Below are 3762 nucleotides of genomic sequence, written 5' to 3'. Positions count from 1 at the left end.
CGCCGAGGCCGAACTGCCCGAGGGTATTGACTCCGATGCGGCCGGGTTCGGTCTGCATCCCGCTCTGCTCGACGCCGCCCTGCACAGTCTCCTGGCTGCCGGCACCAGCAGTGGCGGTGGTGGGACTGGGTTGCCGTTTGCGTGGTCGGGGGTGCGGCTGCTGGCCGGCGGTGCCCGCCACCTGCGAGTGGTGCTGGACCGTGGGTCGAGTGGCGTCTCGGTGACGGCGTTCGATGGTGTCGGTGAACCGGTGTTGGAGGCGCGGTCGTTGGCGCTGCGTGAGGCGTCGGCCGGTCAGCTCAGCGGCTCTGGTCGGCAGGTGCGGCAGTCGCTGTTCACCGTGGACTGGGTCCCGCTGGCGGCGCAGGCTTCGACTGCCGCAGTGGAGTGGGTTCGGCATGGTGAGTCGGTCGGGTCCGAGCTGGCGCCGGTGGTGGTTGCGGCCGTGCCGGCCGCTCCGTCGGGGACGTCGGCGCCGCAGGCGGCTCAGCTGGCTGCCGCGACGGTGTTGGGTTGGGTGCAGCAGTGGCTGGCCGACCCCGAGACCGACGGTTCGCGGTTGGTGATCTGGACCCAGGGCGTAGCCGCCGGGCAGGATCTGGCCGCCGCAGCGGTGACGGGCCTGATCCGCTCGACGCAGTCCGAGCACCCGGGTCGTCTGCTGCTGGTCGATGTCGACCCGTCAGCCAGCCTGGACCCCACTCACGACGCCGACGTGGACACCGTCCTGGCCGTGGCACTGGATGCCGATGAGCCTGAGGTCCGCATCCGTCCCGCTACTGACGGCGGGGGAGTCGCGGCCTTCGGTCGACGGCTGGCCCGCGCCAGTGAGTTGGCATTGCCCGTTGGTTCGGGGTGGCGGGTTGAGGTGGCTCAGCCGGGTGACCTGGGCAGTGCGGCTGTTGTCGACGCTCCCGAGGCGGGCGCTGAGTTGTCGGAGGGGCAGGTCCGGGTCGGTCTGCGTGCGGCGGGTGTGAACTTCCGCGACGTGGTGACCGGGCTGGGGATGGTCGCGGACAACAGAGGTCTTGGTGGGGAAGGCGCCGGGGTCGTGCTGGAGACCGGTCCTGGAGTGGACGGTCTGACGGTGGGTCAGCCGGTGATGGGCCTGGTACCGAACTGGGGGCCGGTCGGGATCGTGGACAGCCGCCTGCTTGCCCCGATCCCGCAGGGCTGGTCGTTCCAGCAGGCTGCGGCGGTGCCGGTAGGGTTCCTGACGGCGTTCTACGCGTTGCAGGATCTGGCCCAGGTCCGTCCCGGCCAGCGAGTCCTCATTCATGCCGGGACCGGTGGTGTGGGTACGGCTGCGGTGCAGCTCGCCCAGGCATGGGGACTGGAGGTCTTCGCGACTGCCAGCCCGGCCAAGCAGCCCGCGTTGCGAGCCATGGGCGTGGCTGACACCCACATCGCCTCGACCCGGGACCTGGCTTTCTGCGAGCGGTTCCTGGACGTGACCGGTGGCGAGGGCGTGGACGTGGTCGTCAACGCGCTGGCCGGGGAGTTCACGGACGCGTCGCTGCGGCTGCTGCCGCGCGGCGGCCGGTTCGTCGAGATGGGCAAGACCGACATCCGGAACCCTGAGCAGGTTGCTCAGTCCTACCCGGGAGTGGTCTACCAGGCGTTCGACCTGATGGACGCGGGCGAGCCGCGAGTCGCGGAGATGCTGGCCGAACTCGGGGCGATGTTCGAGGCGGGCACCCTGACCCCGCCGCCGGTGACGTGTTTCGAGCTGTCGCAGGCTGTGGCGGCGCTGCGGTATCTGCAGGCCGCCCGGCAGCTGGGCAAGGTGGTGGTGAACGTCCCGGCCGAGTGGGACCGGCAGGGCACCGTCCTGGTCACCGGCGGAACGGGGACGCTGGGTGGGGAGTTGGCCCGGCATCTGATGGATGCCCGTGGCATGCGGCACCTGGTGTTGCTGTCGCGGCGTGGCCCGGCCGCGCCGGGGGTTGCCCGTCTGGTTGCGGAGTTGGCGCAGTCGGGTGCGGAGGTGCGGGTGCAGGCCGGCGATGCCGCCGACCGCAGCGCCCTCGCCTCGGTCCTGGCGAAGATCGCGGTCGAGCGGCCGTTGACCGCGGTGGTGCATGCCGCTGGTGTGATCGACGACGCGACGGTGGAGTCGCTGACGCCTGAGCGGATGGCGACAGTACTGTCGGCGAAGGTCGACGCGGCGTGGAACCTGCACGAGCTGACCGAAGGCATCGGCCTGGCCGGCTTCGTGCTCTACTCCTCGGCTGCGGCTGTCATGGGCAGCGCGGGGCAGGGGAGTTACGCCGCCGCCAACGCGTTCCTGGACGTGCTGGCTGCCTACCGCCGGGACCGGCACCTGGCTGGTCAGTCGCTGGCCTGGGGCCTGTGGGCCCAGGCCTCGGAGATAACCGGGCATCTGGAGGGTGCGGGTCTGTCGCGTCTGCGGCGCGGTGGTGTTCAGCCGCTGACGACGGAGCAGGGCCTGGCGCTGTTCGACGCTGCTACTGCGTTGGGTGCGCCGTTGGCGGTCCCGGCCCGGCTGGACCTGACGGGGCTGTCTCGCGGAGGACGGCCGGTGCCCGCGCTGCTGCGGGGTCTGGCCGTTGGCGCTCTCGCCCGCCCGACCGCGGCCGTTGCCGTGGTTGCCGGTGGCCTGGCGGCCCGGTTGGCCGCGCTCGGTTCCGCCGAGCGCGAGCAGGAGGTTCTGCAGATCGTCCGAGCTGCTGCCGCCGTTGTCCTGGGTCATGCACACCCCGGGGACGTCGATCCCCAGCGGGCCTTCCGGGACATGGGTATCGACTCCCTGACCGGGCTGGAGCTGCGCAACCGGCTCTCGGCCGAGACGGGCCTGAGCCTTCCCGCCACCCTGGTCTTCGACCAGCCGACACCGCTGGAGGTTGCCCGGTACCTGGTCGCAGAGGCATGCGGCGCCGACGGGGTCGTCGGGGAGACCGCTGTGCCGGTGGTCCGTGTCGGCACGGACGAGCCGGTGGCGATTGTCGGTATGGGTTGCCGGTTCCCGGGCGGGGTCGAGGACCCGGAGGGTTTCTGGCAGTTGGTCGCCGCAGGGACCGACGCGATGTCGGGCTTCCCGGTGAACCGTGGCTGGGAGACGCCGGGCCTGTCCGAGTCTGGTGATGAGGGCGCTGCCTACACCCCGCTTGGTGGGTTCCTGGATGGTGCTGGTGATTTCGATGCGGAGTTCTTCGGGATCAGCCCGCGTGAGGCGTTGGGGATGGATCCCCAGCAGCGGATGTTGCTGGAGACCTGTTGGGAGGCACTGGAGGACGGGGGGATTGCCCCGGGGTCGCTGCGGGGCACCGACACCGGCGTCTACGCCGGCATTATCGCGTTGGGGTACCGGGTCGGGGAACAGGACGGTGCCGGCGGCTTCGGGATGACCGGGACCACGGCGAGTGTGGCGTCGGGACGCGTGGCGTACTCGCTGGGGCTGCAGGGTCCCGCGGTCTCGATCGACACGGCCTGCTCGTCCTCGCTGACGGCGATTCATCTTGCCGCGCAGGCACTGCGGTCCGGGGAGTGCGGGATCGCGCTGGCCGGTGGCGTGACCGTCATGCCCACCCCTGGGACGTTCACGGAGTTCGCGCGGCAGCGGGGGTTGGCTGGCGATGGCCGGTGCAAGCCGTTCGCGGATGCCGCTGACGGTACCGGGTGGGGCGAAGGCGTCGGGATGCTGGTTCTGGAGCGGCTGTCGGATGCGCGCGCTCGTGGCCACCGGGTGTTGGCGGTCGTGGCGGGCAGTGCGGTCAACCAGGACGGGGCCAGCAACGGCTT

The 3762-nt window shown here is 71.2% G+C and carries 1 protein-coding gene; it reads left to right on the top strand.

Features of this window, described 5'->3' with window-relative positions; all coding sequences use genetic code 11:
• Positions 1–13: 13 nt before the first annotated feature.
• The coding region (locus ACGFWI_RS38845; RefSeq protein ID WP_393910781.1) for an SDR family NAD(P)-dependent oxidoreductase at positions 14–3762 on the top strand (3749 nt) is incomplete at its 3' end.

It is taken from the genome of Streptomyces sp. NPDC048434 (genome assembly GCF_043200375.1).
Lineage (GTDB): Bacteria > Actinomycetota > Actinomycetes > Streptomycetales > Streptomycetaceae > Streptomyces.
The sequence above is the reverse complement of the archived record's forward strand: the minus strand, read 5'-3'. Positions and strand labels throughout refer to the sequence as shown.